15 protein-coding genes are annotated in these 17,750 nt (G+C 66.4%); 8 read left to right on the top strand and 7 right to left on the bottom strand.

The features are described from left to right. Nucleotides 1-84 precede the first annotated feature (84 nt). The 3 genes from CFB82_RS23845 (at nt 85) to CFB82_RS23835 (ending at nt 4,085) form a co-directional block, all read left to right on the top strand. Nucleotides 85-2,682 carry a fimbria/pilus outer membrane usher protein gene (locus CFB82_RS23845; protein ID WP_089485534.1) on the top strand — a complete coding sequence of 866 codons (2,598 nt, stop codon included), beginning with the start codon at nt 85-87 and terminating at the stop codon, nt 2,680-2,682. A gap of 93 nt (nt 2,683-2,775) precedes the next feature. Further along, nucleotides 2,776-3,675, top strand: a complete 900-nt coding sequence (locus CFB82_RS23840) for a fimbrial protein (RefSeq protein WP_256990455.1) — start codon at nt 2,776-2,778, stop codon at nt 3,673-3,675. 155 nt (nt 3,676-3,830) lie between these two features. Continuing rightward, a complete protein-coding gene (locus CFB82_RS23835) occupies nt 3,831-4,085 on the top strand; it encodes a GlsB/YeaQ/YmgE family stress response membrane protein (protein WP_089485532.1) in 255 nt (84 codons plus the stop codon). A gap of 77 nt (nt 4,086-4,162) precedes the next feature. Here the strand turns inward: CFB82_RS23835 and CFB82_RS23830 are convergent, their stop codons facing one another. After that, on the bottom strand, nt 4,163-4,771 hold the full coding sequence (locus tag CFB82_RS23830) for a helix-turn-helix domain-containing protein (RefSeq protein WP_089485649.1): 609 nt from the start codon (nt 4,769-4,771) through the stop codon (nt 4,163-4,165). A 391-nt stretch (nt 4,772-5,162) separates the two neighbouring features. Between CFB82_RS23830 and CFB82_RS23825 the strand changes: the two genes are divergently transcribed. After that, complete coding sequence (locus tag CFB82_RS23825) at nt 5,163-5,498, top strand: type 1 fimbrial protein (protein WP_069251839.1); 336 nt, start codon at nt 5,163-5,165, stop codon at nt 5,496-5,498. A 34-nt stretch (nt 5,499-5,532) separates the two neighbouring features. Here the strand turns inward: CFB82_RS23825 and CFB82_RS23820 are convergent, their stop codons facing one another. From CFB82_RS23820 to CFB82_RS23810, 3 genes are all read right to left on the bottom strand, one after another. Further along, nucleotides 5,533-6,405: a LysR substrate-binding domain-containing protein gene (locus CFB82_RS23820; RefSeq protein WP_069251840.1), complete on the bottom strand. Its 873-nt coding sequence runs from the start codon at nt 6,403-6,405 to the stop codon at nt 5,533-5,535. Between the two features lie 106 nt (nt 6,406-6,511). Continuing rightward, nucleotides 6,512-7,411, bottom strand: coding sequence for a class A beta-lactamase (gene bla, locus CFB82_RS23815; protein WP_089485531.1), 900 nt, complete (start codon nt 7,409-7,411; stop codon nt 6,512-6,514). A 210-nt stretch (nt 7,412-7,621) separates the two neighbouring features. Then, entirely contained in the window at nt 7,622-8,482 is an 861-nt protein-coding gene (locus tag CFB82_RS23810) for a peptidoglycan DD-metalloendopeptidase family protein (protein WP_089485530.1), read from the bottom strand. 511 nt (nt 8,483-8,993) lie between these two features. Between CFB82_RS23810 and CFB82_RS23805 the strand changes: the two genes are divergently transcribed. From CFB82_RS23805 to CFB82_RS23795, 3 genes are all read left to right on the top strand, one after another. Further along, on the top strand, nt 8,994-9,890 hold the full coding sequence (locus CFB82_RS23805; RefSeq protein WP_089485529.1) for a LysR family transcriptional regulator: 897 nt from the start codon (nt 8,994-8,996) through the stop codon (nt 9,888-9,890). A 46-nt stretch (nt 9,891-9,936) separates the two neighbouring features. Next, nucleotides 9,937-10,323 (top strand): ester cyclase, encoded by a 387-nt coding sequence (locus tag CFB82_RS23800; protein ID WP_089485528.1) that lies wholly within the window; start codon nt 9,937-9,939, stop codon nt 10,321-10,323. 496 nt (nt 10,324-10,819) lie between these two features. Further along, the gene (locus tag CFB82_RS23795; protein ID WP_089485527.1) at nt 10,820-12,994 is read left to right on the top strand and encodes a hypothetical protein; all 2,175 of its coding nucleotides are present in this window, start codon (nt 10,820-10,822) and stop codon (nt 12,992-12,994) included. 112 nt (nt 12,995-13,106) lie between these two features. Here the strand turns inward: CFB82_RS23795 and CFB82_RS23790 are convergent, their stop codons facing one another. Then, the gene (locus tag CFB82_RS23790; RefSeq protein ID WP_179255447.1) at nt 13,107-13,847 is read right to left on the bottom strand and encodes a sulfite exporter TauE/SafE family protein; all 741 of its coding nucleotides are present in this window, start codon (nt 13,845-13,847) and stop codon (nt 13,107-13,109) included. 255 nt (nt 13,848-14,102) lie between these two features. Continuing rightward, complete coding sequence (locus CFB82_RS23785) at nt 14,103-15,119, bottom strand: aldo/keto reductase (RefSeq protein WP_089485526.1); 1,017 nt, start codon at nt 15,117-15,119, stop codon at nt 14,103-14,105. 140 nt (nt 15,120-15,259) lie between these two features. Between CFB82_RS23785 and CFB82_RS23780 the strand changes: the two genes are divergently transcribed. After that, complete coding sequence (locus CFB82_RS23780; RefSeq protein WP_069251847.1) at nt 15,260-16,171, top strand: LysR family transcriptional regulator; 912 nt, start codon at nt 15,260-15,262, stop codon at nt 16,169-16,171. Between the two features lie 45 nt (nt 16,172-16,216). Here CFB82_RS23780 and CFB82_RS23775 read toward each other — a convergent pair whose 3' ends face one another. Further along, the gene (locus CFB82_RS23775) at nt 16,217-17,371 is read right to left on the bottom strand and encodes a porin (protein ID WP_069251848.1); all 1,155 of its coding nucleotides are present in this window, start codon (nt 17,369-17,371) and stop codon (nt 16,217-16,219) included. Between the last annotated feature and the right edge of the window lie 379 nt (nt 17,372-17,750).

The following is a 17,750-nucleotide window of genomic DNA, read 5'->3' as shown; positions in this document are numbered from 1 at the left end:
ATTCGCCGCCGCGCGGTGCGGCACCGTCGCGCCTGCGCCGGCGAAACGCACCCGCTCGCCCCGAACCTTTGTGGAGTATTGCGCATGACCCCGACCCGACTGCCTCGCCGCGGCGCGGCCGACATGCCGCACGTCAAGCCGATCCATCTGCTGGTGGCGGCCTGCGTCGCCGCGTGGTCCGCCAATGGCCGCGCGACGACGCAGGCAGCCGTCGAAAGCACGCTTGCTCAAGTCGAGTTCGACGGCGCATTCCTGCAGAGTCGCCTGGGCAAGCATGTCGACGTGTCGCGCTTCGCCCAGCGCAACGTGACGGCCCCCGGCGTGTACACCACCGACATCCATGTCGGTCCCGACTGGATCGGCCGCTATGACGTGCGCTTCGTGGCCGGGCCGGATGCGGGCGACGCCCAGCCGTGCTTCGACCGCATGCAGCTCGAGCGCGTCGGCGTCGATTTCGGCAAGCTCGCGCCGGAGGTCCTCGCGCGACTGGACGGCGACGACGCCTGCCTGCCACTCGAGCAAGTCGTGCCGGGCGCCAGCGCGGCATTCGACTTCCCGCGACAGACGCTGCGGCTGTCGATCCCGCAGGCGTCGCTCGTGCGCAAGGCACGCGGCTACGTGAGCCCCGATCAATGGACCTCCGGCGAAACCGTCGGCCTGCTCGGCTACAACTTCAATCTTTATACGTCGAAGGCCAGCGGCCACACCGCGCAGACGCAAGGCTATCTCGGCCTGAACGGCGGCGTGAACCTCGGCAACTGGCGCTTTCGCCACGAAGGCTCCTATTCATGGTCGTCGCGCGGCGAGCGCCGGTATCAGGACATCGCGACCTATCTCCAGCGCGACTTGCCGTCGCTGTCGTCGCAGCTCGTTGTCGGCGAAAGCTACACGTCGGGCGAACTGTTCGACTCGACGCAGTTCCGGGGCGTGCGCCTGTCGACCGATGACCGCATGCTGCCCGACTCGCTGCGCGGCTATGCGCCCGTGGTGCGCGGCATCGCGAACAGCAACGCGAAGGTGACGATCCGCCAGAACGACGTGACGATCTACGAGACGACCGTCGCGCCCGGCAACTTCGAAATCGACGACCTCTATCCGACCGGGTACGGCGGCGACCTGCAGGTGTCGGTTACCGAAGCCGACGGCTCCGTGCACTCGTTCTCGGTACCCTACGCCGCCGTGCCGATGTCGCTGCGGCCGGGCATCAGCCGCTACAGCTTCGTCGCGGGCACGCTGCGCAATCCCCACGGATCGAGCCAGCCGCTGTTCACGCAGGTCACGTATCAGCGCGGCCTGACCAACCTGCTGACGGGCTACGGCGGCGTCACGCTCGCGGGCGGTTACGCGTCGGCGATGCTGGGCGCCGCGTTCAACACGTCGTTCGGCGCGTTCGGCGCGGACGTCACGCATGCGCTGACCTCGATCCCCGGCGCGAAGCGCTACAGCGGTTCGAGCGTGCGCGTCAGCTATGCGAAGTCGGTCGATGCGACCGGCACCGATATCGCACTCGCCGCGTATCGCTATTCGACGGACGGCTATTTCGGTCTCAACGACGCGATGCAGGCGCGCGACGCCGCGCGCGACGGCCGCTCGGCGCAGTCGGTCTGGCGCCAGCGCAATCGCGCGTCGCTGGCGCTCACGCAGCGCCTGGGCACGACCGGCGGCCGCATCAATGCGACGGCATCGGCCGTCAACTACTGGAACCGCCCTGGCTCGGACGTCAACTACTCGGTGGGCTACACGAACCAGTTCCGCAACATTTCCTACAGCCTGACGGCCACGCGGCAGCGCAATGCCGGCGGCGACATGGGCACGCTCTATTACGCCAGCGTCACGATCCCGTTCGGCCGGGAGCGCCCGATGACCGTCACGGGCAACGTGTCGCGCGATACGCTCGGCCGCACCCGGTTGCAATCGACGCTGTCCGGATCGCTCGGCGAGGACCACGCGCTGTCGTACAGCGTCAGCGCGAACCACGCGTCCGGATCGAATTCGTCCACGGACGGCAGCGGCAACATCACGTACCGCACGCGCGTGGCGGAAATCAACGCCAGCGCCGGCGCGAGCACGGACTTCCAGCAGGGCTCGCTCGGCGTGCGCGGCGCGCTGGTCGCGCATCGCGGCGGCATCACGTTCTCGCAACCGGTATCCGAGACGTTCGCGATCGTCGAAGCGCCCGGCGCGGCCGGCGCGCGCGTCACGAACGCGGCGGGCGTCAAGATCGACGGCAACGGCTACGCGGTCGTGCCATACCTGACGCCTTACAGCCTCAATACGATCGCGCTCGATCCGAAAGGCATTTCGATGGATGTCGATCTGAAGGAAACCAGCCGGCAGATCGCGCCGCGTGCCGGTGCCGTGCCGCTGATCCGGTTCGCGACCGACACCGGCCGCTCGGCGCTCGTTCAGGCGCGCCAGGCAGATGGCACGCCGCTACCGTTCGGCGCCGTCGTGCACGACGAGAACGGCAAGGAAGTCGGCGTCGTCGGCCAGGCGAGCAAGATCTTCGCGCGCGGGCTCGACGACAGCGGTTCGCTGACTGTTCAGTGGGGCGCCGATGCCCGCTCCGTCTGCCGGATCGCCTATGCGCTGCCGGTTGCGGAGCGTCGCCAGCCATTGCCCGGCATACAGACCGTCAAGAGCACCTGCCAGTCCGATTCGACGACCGCCGGCATTCAGTAAGGAATCCCTATGTCTCACATTCGCCAATCGTCCGCATTGACCCGAACCACGCCCCCGGCAGCCGCGGTGCGCGTCGCTCGCCGCCCGCTCCGCATGCTCGCGGGCGCCTCCGCGCTCGTGCTCGCATCCGTCGCCTTCGCGACCGACGCGATCGCCGCCACCCTCTATGCGTTCGGGCAAGCCACCGTTTCCAGCCCCGGAAACGCCACGCCGGGCGTGGTCGTCGCGCGTCACTACTTCACGCCGCAGGACGTATGCGGCGCGAGCACCTGCCAGATCACGGGTATCAGGATGTACCCCAACGGCGGGGTGTGGGTGTCCGACGGCCCCGATCTGGAAACCAATGTGTCCGGCTTGTCGACGCGCATGCTCGTCGACGGTAACGTGGCCGTCTCGTCGACGAAGACGACGCTGCGCAATACGCTCGAAGTCATGCTGTTCCGCGACAGTCGGCAGCCGCAAGACGGATCGCTCAATTCGGGTGCGCTCAGCGCCTATTACACGATCGAATACAAGTCCGGCATCTTCGGCGCGTCGTCCCCGGTCTTCCTCGCCGCGAAGGTCAGCTTCATCAATGGAACGTGCTCGATTCCCGACCAGACGGTTACGCTGCCGCCCGTGCAGCACCATGTGTTCAAGGGTGTCGGTTCAACCGCCGGCGCGACGGACTTTCAGGTGCAGTTGAACAACTGCCCGGCCGGATACAACCGGATCGGCTATCAACTGGCGCCGCTGGACGACATGGTCACCGGGTCCCCCGGCGGAATGCAGTTGCGCCCGGATGCCACGGCCAGCGGCATCGGCATCCAGATCGCCGACGCCGCGACGGGCCAGCCGCTGCCGCTGAGGAAGTCGCACACCGTGACGAGCTACAACCCGGTCACCGGCGGATCGCCGTCGATTCGGCTCCGTGCGTCCTACCTGCAGACCGGCGCGCAGATCGGTGGCGGTTCGGTTCATGCCGCGGCGCAGGTTCTGCTCGACTATCAATGAACGACGCGCCGCCGGGGCGGCCCTGACATCCGCATGACGCGGCGGCGTGCGATACTCGGCCCGTCGCGTACCTGTTCGGCTCCCACCGGAACCCCGGTGCGCCGGACAAGTCCATCTCCTTTCGTCAACCACTCAACAGCAATAGGGAGGCATTCATGCTGCAACTCATCGAAACCCTGGTGGTCGGGCTCATCGTCGGCCTCCTCGCCCGTGCGCTCAAGCCCGGCGACGACAAGATGGGCATCCTGATGACCATCGCGCTCGGCATCGTCGGCTCGCTCGTCGCGGGTTACGTCGGCCGCGCCGCGGGCTGGTATGCGCCGGGCCAGGGTGCAGGCTGGATCGCATCGATCATCGGCGCGATCGTGCTGCTCGTGATCGTCGGCGCGGTGCGCAAGCGCGCGGGCTGATCGCACCATCACACCGCTCCGTGTAAAAACGGCCGCTCGTTCATGAACTGCACCCCACGAAGTTGGACGGTTAAAATCTAAGCGGCCGAGGACTGAGTCCTGTATTGCACGGGACTCAGCCCATTTAATTTGAGCTTGATGCGTTCGTGGTTGTAGTAGTGGATGTAGCGGCTCAACGCATCTCGCAACTGCTCCACGTTCACAAAGCGCGTCAGCCGATAGCACTCGGATTTCAGCGTGCCGAAGAAGCTCTCCATGGCTGCGTTATCCTCGCGGGTGCGCTCGTCTTGCACGGCATCTTCGGTGGGTTTCTGTGGCGGTGAGGTGGTCATCTTTGGAGGACGCCCTCGGCGACGAGGCGTCAAAGCATCTATACCACCCTCATGATACAGACGCTCCCAGATCGGGATGCTTCGTTCATTGCGGATGCCGAACAGCGCCGCCACCTGCGCATATGAAAGCTCATCTCGCCACATCCGCTGAAGGACTGACAACTTGAATCGCGCATCGTAGTGGCTGTGCTTCTTGCGCAGCCCCTGTTCACCATGCTCGCGATAGCTCGCCACCCAACGTCGCACCATCGTCCTGCCCACTCCGTAACGGTGAGCAAGTGTCTTGGTGCCGGCCTCTCCAGCCAGATACGCCTGAACCACTCGACGCCGAAAACGTTCGTCGTACTTCGTCATGAAAAACACCCCAAAGGTTGGATCTAGTCCAACTTTTGGGGTGCAGTTCATTCACGAGCGGCCGTTTTCTTTGGGCGCATGGCAATTCGCCCGTGCATCGCTTCATCCATGCATCAATTCGTTGATCCCGCAACGACCTGCCGTGACGACCGGCGTCGGACAAGCGCATTTCCGTTGAGCTTACTACACCGGCTTTACCCGAACTTGTTATCTCGCAAATACGGCATACATTGAATTCAGCATTGCCGCGTCATTTGCCTTTATCCAAAAATTGCGATTTTTTCATTCAAGAGAACAGATGGACTTGCCGTTTACGCACTTAGCATCGCAGCGTTGACGGACTGCCACCCGAGCGGCCCCGCTGCGACGCGCTTCCTCTCTGGAGCCTGTCATGAAGCATCGCCTGTTCGCCGCCTCGTTCGTCCTGGCTGCCTCGCTTCTGGGCATGTCCTCGTCCTTCGCCGCCGGCGCGTCCGGCATCATCCACTTCACCGGCATGATCGTCGAACCGCCTTGCTCGTTCGCGCTCGACGCGGCCGACATAGCGCATGCGCGTGTGCGCCCCGACTGCCCGCGCCCGGCCACCGGCCAGATCGCGTTCGTCGACGCCGCGAGCCAGCAGGCCATCAAGACCACGACCTTTACTCAGGCTTCGCGCGCAATCGTTTTACCGAACCGTCCGGGCAACAACCAGGCACCGATGATCGCCGTCGTCACGTACCAGTAAAGCCGTTCGCCGGCGCACGCACGTGCGTCGCCGGTCAATCGCGATGGCGCGCGATCCAGTCGCTGAACGCGCGGATCTTCTGCTGGTTGCCGAGGTTCTCGGGATAGACGAAGAAGTAGCGCGCGCCCGTCTCGAGCACGATGTCGAACGGCCGTTCGAGCCGGCGCGCGCTGACGTCGTCGTCGACGAGCGTCACGTCGCCGATCGCGACACCGAAGCCCTGCATCGCCGCATTCGTCGCGAGGTCGAGCGTGTCGAACGTCGGCCCGCGCGCGGGATCGACACTGCGCTCGCCCGCATGATCGAGCCACGCGCGCCAGTCGCGATGGTCGCGGGTCGGATGCAGCAGCGTATGGCGGGCAAGATCGCCGATCGCGTCGAGCGGCGACCTCTGCCGCAATTCGGGCGCGCAGACGGGCGTCAGCCGTTCGTCGAACAGCGGCAGCGCGAACACGCCGGCGCCCGGCGACGTGCCGTAGACGACCGCCGCATCGAACGGCTCGGTCGAGAAATCGACGACGTGCTGCCACGCGGTCGTGATCTGCACATGGAGATCGGGATGCTCGCCCTGGAAGCGCATGATGCGCGGCAGCATCCAGCGCATCACGCAGGTCGGCACCTTCAGCGCGAGATCGGTGCGCTGCCGCGTGAGCCTCATCGAAATGTCTTCGATCCGCGCGAAGCTCTCGTTGACCACCGGCAGCAACTGCTCGCCCTCCGCCGTCAGCGTGAGGCCCTTCGCATGCCGCTTGAACAGCGGAAAACCGTAATGCGCCTCGAGCGTCTGGATCTGCCGGCTTACCGCGCCCTGCGTGATGCACAGCTGCTCGGCCGCGCGCGTGAAGCTGCGGTGGCGAGCCACCGTCGAGAAGATCTGCAGCGCGTGCAGGGGCGGAAGTCGGCGCATGGAGAAGGCAAACGGAAAAACGGCGCGGAAGGATCGCGCGCCAACACTGGCGCGCGCTGTCCGACACGATAAGCCAAACGCCGGCTTTGCGCGAGGCGAGGGACGCTCAGGCCGTCGCGGTGAGCGCGCCCGCCACGATGCGCGCCGCCGACGCGACGACGTCCGCGCGGGCCGCCGCGGCGGCCTGCGGCTGCGTGAACGACACGGCCATCACGATCGGCGCACGCGACGGCGGCCACAGCACCGCGACGTCGGTCGTCGTGCCGTAACCGCCCGTGCCGGCCTTGTCCGCGATGCGCCAGCCGGGCGGCACACCCGCCGCGATGCCGGTCGCGCCGCGCGCGCCGCCGACCATCCATTCCGTCAGTTGCGTGCGCTGCGGCTCCTGCAGCGTGTTGCCGAGCAGCAGCCGCTGCAGCGTGTCGACCATCTCGACCGGTGTCGACGTGTCGCGTTCGTCGTCGGGCGCCGCGTTGTTCAGTTCGGGTTCCCAGTGATCGAGGCGGAACGACGTGGCGCCGCTCTCGCGCGCAAACGACGTGACGGCCTGCGGGCCGCCGAGCACGCCCATCAGCAGGTTGCCGGCGCCCTTGTCGCCCGACTGCAGCATCGCCACGCAAAGCTGCTCGATGGTCATGCCCGTGTCGACGTGGCTTTCCGTGATCGGCGAGCCCGACACGATTTCATAGCGGCGGTACAGGATGCGGCGCGGCAGCAGCGACGCGTCGAGCGAGCCACGTGCGAGCATCGCGGCGGCCGCGACGACTGCATAGGTGCCGCACAGCGGGAAGCGCTCGCGCGCATGGTGAGCGATGCGTACGCCGTTCGACGTATCGAGCGCCGCGACGCCGAGCCGGCCATTCGAGGCCTTCTCGAGCGCGGCCAATTCAGCCTGGGCGGTATGGGCGCGCCCCTGGTCGGCGACCGGCGCGGACGTGCACGCGGCGACGAACGGCGCGGCAACGGCGGCAAGCAACAGCGAGCGGCGTGTCGGAGAGTGTTCCATGAATGTCGTGAGTTCTGTCGGAATCGGTGGCACGAAGCAGCTCGGACACGCGGTGAAGCAGCGCACCCGATCACGCCGACAGTCGGCCCGCGACGGCATTCGCCGCGCATCCCCGAAAGACGACCGTCGGCCCCGCGAAGCGCGGGACTCGCATGAACAGACCCTAGCGTAGCAGCGACCGCCGCGACGTTCCAGCGAAACGGCCCCGCTTCACCCTTGCGACGAAGGCAGGTACGGCATCGGATTGACCGGCTTGCCGTCGCGTCGCACTTCGAACAGCAGCGCGACACGCGAATTGTCGAGGTCGCCCATCTCGGCGATCTCGTCGCCCTGGCGCACGATGTCGCCCGTCTTCACGAGCAGCTTGCGATTGTGTGCATAGGCGGTCAGGAAATCCGCGTTGTGCTGGACGATGATCAGGCTGCCGTAGTCGTTCAGGCCGGTGCCCGCGTACATCACGCGGCCATCGGCCGCGGCGCGGACCGGGTCGCCCGGCCGGCCGGCGATCTGGATGCCGCGATTCTGCCCCGGCCGGAACCCGTCGACGATCTTGCCGCTCGCGGGCCACTTGAGCGCGACGCCACCCGCATGCCGCTTCGTTTCCTTGACGACCTGACGGTCGCTCGCGCTCGACGCGGTGGTCTGCGTGGCGGCCGGGTTGCCCGCTGCGCCATTGCCCGACGCCGACGATGCGGCCGCCTGCGTGCCGGCCGCACCCGGCGCCGGCAACGGCTGCTGCTTGACGATGCGCAGCGCCTGCCCCATGCGCAGCCTGCCGTTCGCGCCCAGCTTGTTCCAGGTGCGCAGGTCGGCAATGCTGCAGCCGTTCGCGGACGCGATGCCCGTCAGCGTGTCGCCGCGCTTCACGACGTACTTCTGCGCGATGAGAATCGGCGCCGGCGGCGGGGTGGCGGCCGACGGCGCAGCAGCAGGCTGGCTCGACGGCGACGACTGTCCCGCCAGCGTGTCGCTCGGCGGAACGGACTGCGTGCTTGCACAACCGGCCATGACGAGCACGGCGGCCAAGCCTGGCAGCCACGCCGCGTTGCGGTGAATCTCGCGCGTTTTCATGGACGATCCGACTCCGGTTTGACAATCTTTCAAGCATCTCAAAAACGGAACGGCCGACGTGTAACCGGATGCAAACAATGATGACAAACGATCACGAACCGGATGCCGGCCGGCATTCGCTACCGGTAATACGGTCCGATTCAGGAAAACTTGATGGCCTTTTTGCAGGAAAGCGGAAGAATTTTCGTCTCTGGACACTATGACGGATTTGTTTCAATAGGCGCGAGGCGGCGATCGCCGCGACGTTCAGCGCAACCACGCGGCGAGTTCGGAACAGGCCCACGCGATGCCGATGCACAGGAACAGCACGTGCAACGCGATCTTGAACGACACGCCCCACGACGGATCGATCTGCATGACAGGCTCCCCGGTTGATGTGCGGCCATGATCCGCCATCGATCGTGCCCCGAAAATGCGGAACCGGCGAATCGGGCCTCAAGCTGCGCCTGAGACCGCGGCCGCGGTTCCCTGCTAACTTATCGGCCATTCCAATACGATCGCCCCACCCATCATGCGTTTCGACCTGACCGACCTGCGGCTCTTCCTGAACATCTGCGAGGCCGGCACGATCACGAGCGGCGCCGAGCGGACCCACATCACGCTGCAGGCCGCGAGCGAGCGCATCCGCGGCATGGAGGACGAGCTCGGCGTGCCGCTGCTGCACCGGACCAAGTCGGGCGCGCAGGCCACCGACGCGGGCCGCGCGCTCGAACACCACGCGCGCACCGTGCTGCAGCAGATCGACCATATGCGCGGCGAACTGCAGCAATACGGCCAGGGGCTGCGCGGGCATATCCGGCTGCTGAGCAACACGGCGTCGCTGAGCGAATACCTGCCCGATGCGCTGGCCGATTACCTGCCGCATCATCCGAAGCTGTCGATCAGCGTCGAGGAGCGCTCGAGCCAGGAGATCGTGCATGCGATCCGCAACAAGACGGCCGAGGTCGGCATCGTCGCCGATTCGGTCGGGCTCGGCGGGCTCGAACAGAAGCCGTTCCGCGAGGACTGGCTGATCGTCGTCGTGCCGGCCGCGCATCCGCTCGCGTCGCAGGACAAGGTCGCATTCGACTCGATCGTCGATGCCGACTTCATCGGCCTCACCGACGGCAGCGCGCTGCAGGTGCATCTCGCCGACCAGGCACGCGCACTCGGCAAGCGGATCCGCTATCGCGTGCAACTGAAGAGCTTCGATGCGATCTGCCGCGTGATCGCGAGCGGGGTGGGCATCGGCATCGTGTCGCGCCATGCGGCCGAGCGCGCGATGCAGACGATGGACGTGCGGCTCGTCGAGCTGTCCGATGCGTGGAGCCATCGGCGGCTGAAGCTGTGCGCGCGGTCGTTCGATGCGCTGCCGAAGTACACGCGCGAGTTCGTCGCGTTCCTGTCCGGCGAAACCACGCCGCGATGACACGCGCCGCATCCGACTCATCCCGTCGACACACGGAGGCACGGCCATGACCGACACCGATCTTGCAACCCGCTACCGCGCATACATCGACTGCCTGAACCGGCAAGACTGGCCGGCGCTCGGCGAATACGTCTCCGATAACGTGATTCACAACAACCGGCCAGTGGGCCTCGCCGGTTACCGCGCGATGCTGGAACAGGACTTCCGCGGCATTCCCGACCTCCGCTTCGACATCCGGCTGCTCGTGTGCGAGCCGCCGCACATCGCATGCCGGCTGCGCTTCGCCTGTTCGCCGAGCGGGACGTTCATGGGGCTCGCCGTCGACGGCCGGAAGGTCACGTTCTGCGAGAACGTGTTCTACGAATTTCATGACGACAAGATCCGCCAGGTCTGGTCGGTGATCGACAAGGCCGCGATCGAGGCACAGCTTTAGTCTCGCCGGAACGGCGTGGCTGCCGGTCGCCACCATGCCCCGATGTCCGTCGAATTCATCTCGATCCTTATGGATAACGTTTTCTCTCAAATCCCGGCGAGTACGCATCGCCGGATAGTCATTCTGCTCGTCGTGTCCGCATCGGTATCCCGCGCTTCACTTCATCTCATCACGAAGAAAACCCGGTAAATTCTTCAACATTTCGCTCCAACCCTTCACGCTCCGCTGCCCCCCATCCGGGTTTTTCCCGCCCCGTCCGACGCGAAAGTTCATTGACATCATGCCGATCGCCGCCTAAATTTGGAAAACGTTTTCCAATGTCTTCGCGCGACGCCGGTCACGGCCCGTGCAGGGAGAACGCTTGCCCGCTCGATGGGTAATTCAGGCCGTCCGTCTTCAGGGATCAGGGTTGCAGGACGGCGGCCGGGTACGGGCATCGAGCGCGGCAACGGCCACCCCCGCCCGTGCTTCATCACTATTCAAAACTGGAGACACAATGCATCCGCGCAGCAGATTCGCGCTCGGCGCCGCGCTCAGCGCCCTTTCCGTCCTGTTCGTCAGCGCCTGCGGCGGCAACGACGTGACCGACACGCCGCCGCCCTCGTCATCTTCGCCGCCCCCGTCCACGACACCGACGCTCGCGTCGAACTCGCTGCAAGCGCTCGTCTACGGCGCGCCCGACACCAGCGTGCCGGCCGGCGCGAACATTCCGGTCACGATGATGGGCCAGATGCGCGCACTGTTCGACCTGATCCGGAAATCACCCGACTTCACGCAGGTCGTGATGGATCTCGGCGACGGCACGCCGGTCCACGTGCTCGACACGAACACCGGCGACAAATTCCTGCCGGGCAAACTCGCGCTCGGCCTGTCGTACATCCTGATCGACATGAAGTCGAAGAACGATCCGCAATACGCCAGCTACCTCGCGACGTACCAGACGATCACGACCGCGATGATGGCGCAGTCGGGCAGCAACTACACGTATGCGAATACCTCGTGGGGCGAGTACTACTACCTCGTCGCGCTGAACAACCTGAAGGCGCACGGGATGCTCAACGAAGTCTTCAGCGACGCAATGCTCGCGACGCTGCAGCGGCGGCTCACCTTCTGCGACATGTTCGGCCCCGATGCGAGCGGCAAGACCGATACGTGCCCCGCGGCCGGCACGCCGATCGACATCGCTTCGCTCAACACCGCGCAGAACTACTATGCGGTGTCCTACGGAATCGCCGGACTGCGCCAGAAGCTCGGCTGGAGCAGCCCGTCGTTTGCATCGAAGACCGATCCGTCGGTCGCGACGATGGGCGCGCGCGACGCGCTGCTGTATACGCTCACGAACCATATCCGCAACGACTCGTCGGGCGGGTTCTCGGACGAGGCGTCGAACACGCACACGACCTATTACGACCAGGCGCGCTTCGACCGCTACAGCACGCTGCTGATCGGTGAAGTGACCGAGCGCACGTTCGAGATGGGCAACGAGGCGAACCTCACGCCCGAGCTGAAGGGCTATCTGCGCAAGTCGGTCGACCTGATCCTGCCGCAGCTGAACGCGAACGGCCAGGGCTTCAACTACGGCCGCTCGATCGGCCCGTACGGCGATTCGGCGTTCATGGAAGTGCTGACGGCCGCGGCCAATGCCGGCGTGCTGACCGACCAGGAGAAGCAGGTCGCGTATGCGTTCATCTACCAGGCCGCGCATCGGTTCGACACGTACTGGTACGACCCGTCGCTGCCCACACCTTCGGTGAACATGTGGGTCAAGGGCCGCGGCACGGACGCCTATCGCGGCAAGCCGCGCGTGATGGGCGAGAACTTCAGCCTGCTGCACCAGTACCTGTACGTGAACGCGTGGTGGAACAAGCTCGGCTTCGGCGGCAAGGCGCCGATGGCCGATACGGACTACAACGCGTGGCTCGACGCGCTGCCGCGCTACACGCTCACCTGGTACAACCAGCCGGGCGACACCGCGCATCCGTACAGCGCGGCGCTCGTCACCGTGCGCGACGGCCGGCGCGTGATCAACCTGAACCTCAGCCAGGCGCCCGACTACAACTCGTACACGCCGTACTACCCGGTGCCGTTCTCCGACAAGCTGATCTACGGCACGACCGATCTCGGCTACGCACTGCTGGTGCCGCAGGTGTCGTACAACGGGAAGACCTACATTCCCGTCACGTACTACAAGAACCTGAACGTCCAGCAAGGCAACGGCCAGGTGATCGTGTCGTTCGATACCGCGAAGTTCCGGCTCGCGTCGAAGAATGCGGCGTACACGACGGATCTCGATCTGCAGGTACACACGGTGCTGACGTTCGCGCACGGCTCGGTCGCCCGCAGCGATACGCTGAGCACGGGCACGCTCACCGGCAACCTGTCGGTCGAAACGGACTTCACATCGTTCGCGGATTTCGCGTCGACGCAGGCGAACGGCGACGGCGTGTCGGTAACCTACGCGAACAGCGCCGCGACCGGCTATGCGGCGTCCGGGTTCGACACCTGCGCGCTGTCGGCCTTCGACACGGCGAACGGCACGACGAATCCGCTGTCGACGACGCCGATCGGCCAGTTGCATTCGAACTTCGCCTGCACGACGAAGCCGTTTGCACTCGGCGCGGGTGCGACCCGCACGTTCGGGTGGACGCTGAAGTACGCCGATCCGGCCTGAGCGATGTGACCCGCGTCCGGTGAACGCGCCCGAAGCCGGCTGATGTCGAAACCGGCTTCGGGCGCGTCACGGACAGCGGACAGCGGGCATCGCGCTCGTCAGCGATGCCCGCTTACAGCCACCCCGAAGCTGCCATATACGCGCCGAGCGCAATGAGTCCGACGAAGAAGCAGCGCTTGAACGCCTTCTCGCTCATCACGCGCCGCGCATATTGCCCACCGGCCATGCCCACCAGCGCCGGCACGAGCGCGAGCGCCGACACGCCGAGATCGACCGTCTCCAACGCCCCTGTCACGCGCAACTGCAGGCCGAGCACGATCGTCGATGCGGTGAACGACAGCCCGAGCGCCTGGATCAGGTCGTCCTTCGACAGCCGCAGCGCCTGCAGGTACGGCACGGCCGGCACGACGAACACACCGGTCGCGGCCGTCACGACACCCGTCAGGTAGCCGACCACGGCCGACAGCCATTTTTCATGGCGGCCCGGCGCCGGCAGCCGCGCAGCGGCCAGCCCCCACAGCCCGTAGAGGATCAGCACCACGCCGAGCGCCGCATGCGTCCAGGTGCTGCCGGCCGCGAGCGCGGGCAGCCCGCCCGTCAGCGTGCCGATCGTCAGGCCGGCGAGTAGCGGCCAAAGCCGGCGCAGCAGCGGCCCGAACGACGGGCCGAGCCACAACTGCCACACATTGGTGATGAACGACGGCACGAGCAGCAGGCTCGCGGCGGCCGACGGCGGCATCGCGAGCGTCAGCAGCCCCATCGCGATCGTCGGCAGCCCGAGCCCGATCATGCCCTTGACCGCGCCGGCCAGCAGGAAGACCACCGCGATGATCGTCAGCGTATGAATGTGCATGAAAGGCATTCCGTCCGGTTGAGTACGGCGCCGATGGTGAACCCCGATCGCGCCGCCCGCCATCTGGTTTTGCCTGAGGCTGGCTAGGGCTTGCCGGATGGAGCGGCGGCGCGACTGCGCCCGTGTGCTGTCGCGCGGCAGGGCCGGACCATGCATCACCCTCGGTGTTGTCGAACCCGAACGGCTTCGGCCCCGGCATCCGAATCCGGGCCGAATACAGCGGACCGCTCCTAAACAGGCGCCGATCCGCGCCGATCAGTCCCCGTGAGATGCCCCCCGCCCCTGCTCGCTGTCGAGGTGCGCCATCTGTGCGGCCGGATAACGCTCACCGACAGCCGCCCCGGCGGGAACCGCCGCTTCGATGCGAGCGATGTCATTGACCGTTAGTTGCATATCAATCGCCTGCAGCGCGTCCTGAAGCTGCGTGCGCTTGCGCGCGCCGATCAGCGGCACGATATCGCCGCCGCGCGACAGCACCCACGCGATCGCGACCTGCGCCGGATTGCTGCCCTTCTCGTCGGCGATGGCACGCAGCGCGTCGACGAGCGCGAGGTTGTGCGCGAGGTTCTCGCCCTGGAAGCGCGGGCTCGCCGCGCGGAAATCGCGCTCGCCTTCCCGCGCCGTGCTCCAGCGCCCGCCCAGCAGCCCGCGCGACAGCACGCCGTAGGCCGTCACGCCGATCCCGAGTTCACGGCACGCGGGCAGGATCCCGGTCTCGATACCGCGCGACAGCAGCGAATACTCGATCTGCAGGTCGGCGATCGGCGCAACGGCGGCCGCGCGGCGGATCGTGTCCACGCCGGCTTCCGACAGCCCGATATGGCGCACGTACCCGGTCTTCACGAGATCGGCGATCGCGCCGATCGTCTCCTCGATCGGCACCGCCGGATCGACGCGCGCCGGCCGGTAGATGTCGATGTAGTCGGTGCCGAGCCGTTTCAGCGAGTACGCGACGAAGTTGCGGATCGCCACCGGCCGCGCGTCGTAGCCGGCAAACCCGCCGGCCGGATCGCGCAGCGCGCCGAATTTCACGCTGATCAGCACCTGGTCGCGTGCCCGGCCGCGCAGCGCATCACGGATCAGCATCTCGTTGTCGCCCATCCCGTAGAAATCGCCGGTGTCGAGCATCGTGATGCCGTGGTCGAGCGCCGCGTGCAGCGTCGCGATGCTTTCGTCGCGGTCGGCCGGGCCGTAGAAGTCCGACATCCCCATGCAGCCGAGCGCGAGTGCCGACACCCGCGGGCCGGTACGGCCCAGTTCACGCGTTTCCATATCCGTTTCCTCGAGTGATGAATGAACAGGCCGGATTCTGGGCGCATCGCGGCGCGCGACAAACGCGAAACACTCAACCAAACCATTCGACGCTGATTAACAATGGAGCCTGCTCCTCTCCACCCACGCACCCGCCCCGCATGGATCATCTGCAAGCAATGCGCATCTTCGCGCGCGTCGCCCATCTCGGCAGCTTCACGAAAGCGGCCGAGCAGTTGCAACTGCCGCGCCCGACGGTCAGCAACGCCGTCCAGTATCTGGAAAAGCACCTGAAGGTCCGCCTGCTGCAGCGCACGACGCGGCGCGTCGCGCTGACGGCCGAAGGCGCGACCTATTACGAGCGCTGCATGCGGCTGCTGGCCGATCTGGACGATGCGGAGACGCTGTTCGAGGACGCCGGCACGACGCCGCGCGGCGCGATCCGCGTCGACCTGCCCGAGCGCTTCGCGCTGAACCAGGTCATTCCGGCGCTGCCGGGTTTCCACGCGCGCTACCCCGACCTGCGCGTCGTGATCGGCACGACCGACCGCTTCGTCGATCTCGTTGCCGATGGCATCGACTGCGCGGTGCGGGTCGGCGCGATGTCCGATACGTCGCTCGTCGCGCGGCGCATCGGCGAACTGGCGCAGATCAATTGCGCGGCGCCCGCGTATCTCGAGCGGCACGGCACGCCGCGCTCGCCGGACGAACTGCCGGACCACGTCGCGGTCGGCTATTTCTCGAGCCGCACGGGCCGCGAGCTGGACTGGGAATATGCGGATATGGATTCGGGCCAGCTGCACGCGGTCAAGATGCGCAGCGTCGTGTCGGTCAACAGCTCGCAGGCGTATCTCGCGTGCTGTCTTGCGGGCCTCGGGCTGATCCAGGCGCCGCGCGAAGGGCTCGGGCCGCTGCTCGCCGACGGCTCGCTGGTCGAGGTGCTGCCGGAATGGAATGCCGAGCCGCTGCCCGTGTCGGTGGTGTTTCCGACCGGCCGGCATCTCGCGCCGCGCGTGCGGATCTTCGTCGACTGGCTTGCGGAAACGCTCGGGGGCAACCCGCGGGCAGACTGACGGCAGCCGGCGCCGAGGCGCTCGGCCTCGGCACCGCCCGCCCGATCAGAACTTGTGGCGGATCGCGGCGCGCACCGCGAACTGGTTCGACGACGCCGACGGGCCGTCCGTGCCGACCACGTAGCCGCCGTCGGCCGCCGTGCCGGTCTTGTCGCCGCCCACCTTCTGCCATGCGCCCTGCAGGTACACGTCGGTGCGCTTCGACAGGCTGTAGTCGGCCATCAGGCCGACCGTGTGGTATTTCGGCTTGAACGTCCCGGCCGCGGCATCATACTTGCCGTCCGTGTACACGTACTGCGCGCCGAGATAGAAATCGGGCGTGAGCTGGTACTTGCCGTTGACCTCGAAGTTCTGGAACTTCGTCGCGGTCAGCCCGAGGCCGGCGAACGTCGACGCCGGCAGGTAGACGGTCGACACCGGGTTCTTCACGTCCGTCTTCGTGTAGACGAAGCCGACCGTGGCCGGGCCGAACGTGTAGTTGACGCCGCCGCCGAAGATCCGCAGGCGGTCGGCGACGAAGTTCGCATCGTCGGCCGAGATCGCGCCCGCGCTGCCGACGCCCGGGTTGTTCGCCTGCAGGTAGGCAGCCGCAACCTGGAGCCCGGCCAGCGAGTACTGCGCGCCGAGGCTGTACTGACGGTTGTTCGAGAAGCCGGTGCTGTTGCTGAAGCTGTACGTGCCGCCGAACGTCAGGCCGTTCCAGTCGGCGCTCGCATACTTGACCGTGTTGTTGACGCGGAACGAGTTGTCCGTGTTGTCGTTGTCGAACGGGTGCGAGAACAGCGTGCCGCCCCAGTTGCCGTTGGCGGTGAGCGGCGCGAGATAGTCGACGACCGAGTCGTACTGACGGCCGAAGGTCAGCGTGCCGAAGCGCGGCGCGCTCAGCCCGACGAACGCCTGGCGGCCGAACATGCGGCCGCCCTGGCCGAGCCGGCCGTTGTTCACGTCAAAACCGTTTTCCAGCGTGAAGATCGCCTTCAGCCCGCCGCCGAGATCCTCGCTGCCCTTCAGGCCCCAGCGGCTGCCCTGCGCATAACCGCTCGCCAACTGGTAGTTCGTTTTTCCGACCCCATTGACGTTCACGTTGTTCGTGTAATTGAAGCCTTCGTCGATCACACCGTACAGCGTCACGCTGTTCTGGGCGAAGACCGGCGCGGCGAAAGCGGCTAGCGCGGCGGTAAAAATGACGTGCTTCTTCATGACGGATCTCCGGAGCCGGGGGCCGGGCAGGGTCAAGCGCTCGGCGAATGTTTGGTCTGTTGTATGTGTGGCCCGCAGGGCGGACGACGCGGTGTGCGGCCGCGTGAGGTCAAAATGGTGTCACGTCGCAAACCGTCCGTCCATCGGGGCCGATGAACCCTGCGCAAACCGTTGCGCTCGTCCAACTGCCCCGTTGCGCAGACTGCCTGACCCGGCTTAACGGCAGCGGCACGACGGCCGACCATTCGCGTAAACCCGATGTGCACCGCATCGGTGGCACAATGCGCATCCGTTCGTCATTTCTTCACGAAGTCATGCTTCCCCCCGATTCATGCGCGGCGCGTGCCGGCCGCGCCCGCGGCCCGCGCCGGGAGGCGGT

Origin of the sequence: Burkholderia sp. HI2714 (assembly GCF_002223085.1) — a bacterium.
GTDB classification, from domain to species: Bacteria; Pseudomonadota; Gammaproteobacteria; order Burkholderiales; family Burkholderiaceae; genus Burkholderia; species Burkholderia lata_D.
Note: the sequence above shows the minus strand (reverse complement) of the source record. Positions and strands in the feature narration are given on the sequence as shown.